The following is a 5,777-nucleotide window of genomic DNA, read 5'->3' on the forward strand; positions in this document are numbered from 1 at the left end:
TAACTGGCCCGAAACAAACGTAGGAGCGAGCGCAGCTCGCGATGCGCCGCGCGGGCGGCGCTCGATCTCACAGGCGCTGAAATTTTCATGGCGAACACCTGGTGCCCCCAATCCCTCGCCCTCCCCCAGTCCCTCCCCCAATCCCTCCCCCAATCCCTCGCCCTGCCCCCCGAACCCCGCTTGGGTTACCATACCGCCCTTTCCCCGCTTGCCCGACTCGACACCAACAGGTCATCCATGCGTCTGTTTCATACCTCCGACTGGCACCTGGGCCAAAGCCTGCACGGCCAGGAACGCGATTTCGAACACGCCTGCTTCCTCGACTGGCTGCTCGGCCAGCTACACCTGCGACAGCCGGATGCGCTGCTGATTGCGGGCGACATCTTCGACACCGTCAACCCGCCGGTCAAAGCCCAGGAACGCCTCTACGACTTCATCGTCCAGGCCCACGAGCAACAGCCCAAGCTGGACATCGTGATGATCGCCGGCAACCACGACTCCGGTTCGCGCATCGAGCTGCCCGCCGCGCTCATGCGCCGTCTGCGCACCCATGCACTGGGCCGTGTGCACTGGCTGGACGAGGGCCAGCTGGATGCCGAGCGCCTGTTGATTCCGCTGACCAACGGCCGTGGCAAGGTGGCCGCCTGGTGCCTGGCCCTGCCGTTCCTGCGCCCGGCCGAAGTGACCGGCCCGCAGTTGGGTGACGACTACCTGCAAGGCATCACACAGGTGCACCAGCAACTGATCGCCGCCGCGCAGAAGAAGCGCAAGAAAGACCAGGCGCTAATTGCCATCAGCCATGCACACATGGCCGGCGGTGCGGTGTCGGAAGACTCCGAGCGCAGCCTGATCATCGGCAACGCCGAGGCGCTGCCGGCCAAACTGTTCGACAAAGCCATCAGCTATGTCGCCCTGGGCCACCTGCACAAGCCGCAGAAGGTCAACCGCGAAGAACGCATCCGCTACAGCGGCTCGCCAATCCCGCTGTCGTTCGCCGAAATCAACTACCCGCACCAGGTCCTGGAAGTGGAGTTGGACGGCAACGGCCTGGTCAGCGTCGAGCCACGCCCCGTACCACGCGCCGTGGCCCTGCAACGGGTGGGCCCGGCACCGCTGGGCGAACTGCTGCAGCAACTGGCCGACCTGCCGGTGGTCGACCTGCTCGAAGACCCCAACCGTCAGCCCTGGCTGGAGGTGCGGGTAATTCTGGATGAGCCGCAGCCCGACCTGCGCCAGCAGATCGAAACCGCGCTTGAAGGCAAGGCGGTACGGTTGATCCGCATCAGCGCCGAATACGCTGGCCGCAACAACGCCGAAGACGATGACCTGGCCTTTATCGAGCTGGCCCAGATGACCCCGCAAGACCTGTTCAGCCGCGCCTGGGAGCAAGCCTACGGCAACCCGGCCGACGAGCAGGCGCTGGCCGACTTCGCCCTGCTGTTGCAGGACGTGCAACAGGAAGAGGAACAGCCATGAAGATTCTCGCCATCCGCCTGAAGAACCTGGCATCGCTGGCCGGCCCGATCGACATCGATTTCACCGCAGAACCGTTGGCCAGCGCTGGCCTGTTCGCCATCACCGGGCCAACCGGCGCCGGCAAGAGCACCCTGCTTGACGCCCTGTGCCTGGCGCTGTTCGGCACCGTGCCGCGCCTCAATGACATTGGCCGTGAGGCCAAGGTGCCAGATGCCGACGGCGAAATACCCACTTCCGACCCGCGCAACCTGCTGCGCCGCGGCACCGGCAGCGGTTTTGCCGAAGTCGACTTTGTCGGTATCGACGGCCGCCGCTACCGCGCCCGCTGGGAAGCCAACCGCGCCCGCGACAAGGCCAACGGCAAACTGCAACACAGCCGTCAGAGCTTCTACGACCTCGACAGCGAGCAGGTGCTCGGCAGTGGCAAAAACGAATACAAGCAACTGGTAGAAGCCCGCCTGGGCCTGAATTTCGAACAGTTCACCCGTGCGGTGATGCTGGCCCAGAGCGAGTTCGGCGCGTTCCTCAAGGCCGACGACAAAGACCGCAGCGAGCTGCTGGAAAAACTCACCAACACCGCAATCTACACCCGCCTGGGCCAGCGTGCCTTCAGCAAGGCGCGTGAAGCCGGCGAGGCGCACAACGCCCTGAAAGAACGCGCCAGCCACCTGCTGCCGATGGCTGCCGAGGCCCGTGCCGAGCTCGACCAGCGCCTGGAGCAGGCGCAGCAGCAGTTCAAGGCCGACCAGGCCGGCGAGCGCCAGCTGGAGCAGCAACGCAACTGGCTGAATGAACAACGCCAGCTACAGGCCCAACACGCCGAAGCCAGTACCAAGCTGCAGGCCGCCGAACTGGACTGGCAACAGCTGGCCGAACCACGCCTGGACCTGGCACGCCTGGAGCGCCTGGCCCCACAGCGTCACCAGTTCCACCGCCGACAGGCCCTGAGCGCACAGCTGGCGCCAGTGGCCGCGAAAATGGCCGAACAGCAACAGCAGCAAGCCGAACTGCAGGTGCGCACCCACGAACTCGAACAGGCGCTGGACACTGCGCGCCAAGCGCTTGCCGACCGCCAGGCCGAGCACGGCGAGAACGCGCCGCGCCTGCGCCAGGCTTTTGCCGCGCAGGACAGTCTGGCGCGCCTGGACCAGGAGCTGGCCGCCCAGCGCAGCATCGGCCAGCAGGCGCAACAGCAGGTCGCTGACGGCCAGCAGCAACTGCAGCAGCTGGAAGACAACCAGCAGCGCAGCGTGCAGCAACTGGCGCAGATCGACACCGCGCTTGCCGACAGCCAGCACCTGGCGGGCCTGGCCAATGCCTGGCACGCCTACCTGCCGCAACTGAAGCAGGTAATGCTGATCGGTGGCCGCCTGACCAAAGGCCGAGAAGAGTTACCCGGCCTGCAGGCCCAGGCCAGCCAGGCCAATGCGCACCTGCAGGCCGAGCGCGACGCCTACGACCTGTTGTTCCGTGAAGCCAAGGCCGAACCCCAGGCCCTTGCCGAGCAGATCGACCTGCTCGGCGGTATGCTGCAGGACAACCGCAAACAGCAGCGCGCCGTAGAGGAAATGTCACGCCTGCACGGCCGTGAACAGGAGCTGCGCCAGCAGCTGGATGCCCTGCGTGAACGGCAGCAGCAGGCCATGCTGCAACGCCAGCAACTGATTACCGAAGGCACCGCCGCCAAGGCCGAACTGGAGGCCGCCGAACAGGCGTTGACGCTCACCCGTCAACTGCTGGAACGGCAACGTCTGGCACGCAACACCAGCGTCGAAGAACTGCGTGGCCAACTGCGTGACGGCGAGCCCTGCCCGGTCTGTGGCAGCGCCGAACACCCGTTCCATCAGCCAGAAGCATTGCTGCAGAGCCTGGGTCGCCATGACCAGGCCGAAGAGCACGCCGCGCAGAAGCAGGTCGAAACGCTCAACAGCAAGCTGGTAGAGCTGCGTACCCAACTGGGCGTGGTCAATGCCCAGCTCAAGGACTTCCAGCAGCAACACCAGCAACTGGGCGAACAGTTGCAACCGTTGGTGGCCCAGGTACAGGCCCACAGCCTGTGGCCAGCCCTCGCCCCACAGGACGACAAAGCCCGTCGCGCCTGGCTCGACAGCCAGCTGCGTCGCCTGGATGAAGAAATCAGCCAGGACGAGAAACGCCAGAGCGCTCTGTTGGCCCTGCAAAAAGACGCCGCCCGCCTGAACCAGCAATTGCAGGCGGCCCACGACGCCCAACAGCAGGCCCAGCGCCATCTGGAGCAGCAGCACCAGGCCCTGGCCAACGATGAGCAACAGTTGCAGCAAGGCCTTGACGACCTGGCCGGCGTCTTGCCCAAGGAAGCCCTCAAGGCCCTGAACGAAGACCCGGCCAATGCCTTCCTCGCCCTCGACCAGCAGATTGCCCAGCGCCTGCAGCAACTGGAACAGCGCAAGGACGAACTGGAAGAACAGCAAGCCCGCCAAACCCAGCTGGACAAGCTGCGTGACCAACAACAGGCGCGCGTGGAAAGCCTGCAGCAGTTGCAGCAGACACTGGCCGCCCTCGATGAGCAACGCCAACAAGCCCTGGCCTCACTCGGCGAACTGCTCGGCGAGCATGCCAGCGCCGAAGCCTGGCAACAGCACATGGACAGCGCGCTGGAACACGCCCGCGCCCTTGCCGCCGATACCGCCCAACGCCTGCAGGAACTGCGCACCCAAGGCGTACAACTGGCCAGCGAACTCAAGGCTAATGCCCAGCAGCAACAGGCGCTGGACAGCGAGTGCCAGCAACTGCAAGGCCAGATCGCGCAATGGCGCAACGAGCATCCGGAACTGGATGACGCCGGGCTGGATCGCCTGCTGGCCATGGATGACGCCCAGGTGAATGAACTGCGTCAGCGCGTCCAAAGTGCCGAAAAGGCCATCGAACAAGGCCGCGTGCTGCTGCAGGAACGTGAGCAGCGCCTGCAACAACACGCCGCACAAATGACCGTGGACACCTCGGCCGAAGCCTTGGAGCACGCCCTGACCGAGCTGCGCGGGCGCCTGGCCAACCATGAGCAGCAGTGCGCCGAACTGCGCGCGCAACAGGCCGACGACCAGCGCCGGCAGCAAGCCCACCAGGCGCTGGCGGCCGAAATCGAACAGGCCCACCAACAGTGGCAACGCTGGGCCCGCCTCAATGCCCTGATCGGTTCGGCCTCGGGTGATGTGTTCCGCAAGATCGCCCAGGGTTACAACCTCGACCTGCTGCTGCACCACGCCAACGCCCAGCTACGTCAGCTGGCCCGCCGCTACCGCCTGAAACGCGGCGGCAGCGCCCTTGGCCTGCTGGTGCTGGACACCGAGATGGGCGACGAACTGCGTTCGGTGCACTCGTTGTCGGGCGGGGAAACCTTCCTGGTGTCGCTGGCCCTGGCCTTGGGCCTCGCGTCGATGGCTTCCAGCACCCTGCGTATCGAATCGTTGTTCATCGACGAAGGCTTCGGCAGCCTCGACCCCGAGTCACTGCAGTTGGCAATGGACGCCCTCGACGGATTGCAAGCCCAGGGTCGCAAAGTGGCGGTGATTTCCCACGTACAGGAAATGCACGAGCGGATCCCGGTACAGATTCAGGTACGGCGCCAGGGTAATGGCCTGAGTGACGTGGAGGTGTGCGGGTGATCCTCTACTCGTTCCGCCGCTGCCCGTGGGCCATGCGCGCGCGCCTGGCCCTGCGCTATGCCGGCTGCGAAGTGAAGATCTGCGAAGTGGCGATGAAGAACAAGCCGGCAGAACTGCTGGCCTTGTCGCCCAAGGGCACGGTACCGGTGCTGGACACCGGTGCAGGGGTGCTGGAAGAGAGCCTGGACATCATGCGCTGGGCGCTGACGCAACACGACCCGCAGGACTGGCGGCTACAGGCCAACCCTGCGGCTGCGCAGCAGGCTGAAACGCTGATTGCGCGCAATGACACCACGTTCAAGGCGCACGTGAACCTGTACAAGTATGCCGAACGTTACCCGGAGCATTCCCGCGAACATTACCGCCAGCAGGCCGAGGCCTGGCTGGCGGAGCTCGAAGGCCTGCTGGTGGGGCGGGCTTACCTGCTGGCCGACCACCCGAGCCTGGCCGATGCCGCGTTGCTGCCGCTGATGCGCCAGTTTGCCGGGGTTGAACCGCAGTGGTTCGCCGAGGCGGCTTATCCACGGGTGCGCAGTTGGCTGGAGGGGTGGCTGGCTTCGGAGCTGTTCAAGGCCGTCATGGCCAGGTGAGTGTGTGGGGCGGCCAAGCGCCTGGCGGGGGTTTAATGTAGGGTTTGAGATCGAGCGCCGCCCGCGCGGC

At 65.5% G+C, this 5,777-nt stretch carries 3 protein-coding genes; all 3 read left to right on the plus strand.

Features of this window, described 5'->3' with window-relative positions:
• Positions 1-237: 237 nt before the first annotated feature.
• Genes ACF8EA_RS23605 through ACF8EA_RS23615 form a run of 3 tightly spaced genes read left to right on the plus strand, consistent with a single transcriptional unit; the run spans position 238 to position 5,707 of the window.
• Entirely contained in the window at positions 238-1,476 is a 1,239-nt protein-coding gene (locus tag ACF8EA_RS23605) for an exonuclease SbcCD subunit D C-terminal domain-containing protein (RefSeq protein ID WP_367251396.1), read from the plus strand.
• Complete coding sequence (locus ACF8EA_RS23610; protein WP_392523471.1) at positions 1,473-5,117, plus strand: AAA family ATPase; 3,645 nt, start codon at positions 1,473-1,475, stop codon at positions 5,115-5,117. Before ACF8EA_RS23605 ends, ACF8EA_RS23610 begins: the two co-directional genes overlap by 4 nt.
• Positions 5,114-5,707, plus strand: a complete 594-nt coding sequence (locus ACF8EA_RS23615) for a glutathione S-transferase (RefSeq protein ID WP_103462816.1) — start codon at positions 5,114-5,116, stop codon at positions 5,705-5,707. The genes ACF8EA_RS23610 and ACF8EA_RS23615 overlap by 4 nt, the downstream gene beginning before the upstream one ends.
• Positions 5,708-5,777 lie beyond the last annotated feature (70 nt).

It is taken from the genome of Pseudomonas sp. YQ_5, from assembly GCF_043103305.1.
Classification (GTDB): Bacteria; Pseudomonadota; Gammaproteobacteria; order Pseudomonadales; family Pseudomonadaceae; genus Aquipseudomonas; species Aquipseudomonas putida_Y.

Bases quoted from the DNA above. Each gene is read 5' to 3' on its own strand.
- ACF8EA_RS23605 (WP_367251396.1), top strand. From the start codon at position 238: ATGCGTCTGTTTCATACCTCCGACTGGCACCTGGGCCAAAGCCTGCAC.
- ACF8EA_RS23610 (WP_392523471.1), top strand. From the start codon at position 1,473: ATGAAGATTCTCGCCATCCGCCTGAAGAACCTGGCATCGCTGGCCGGC.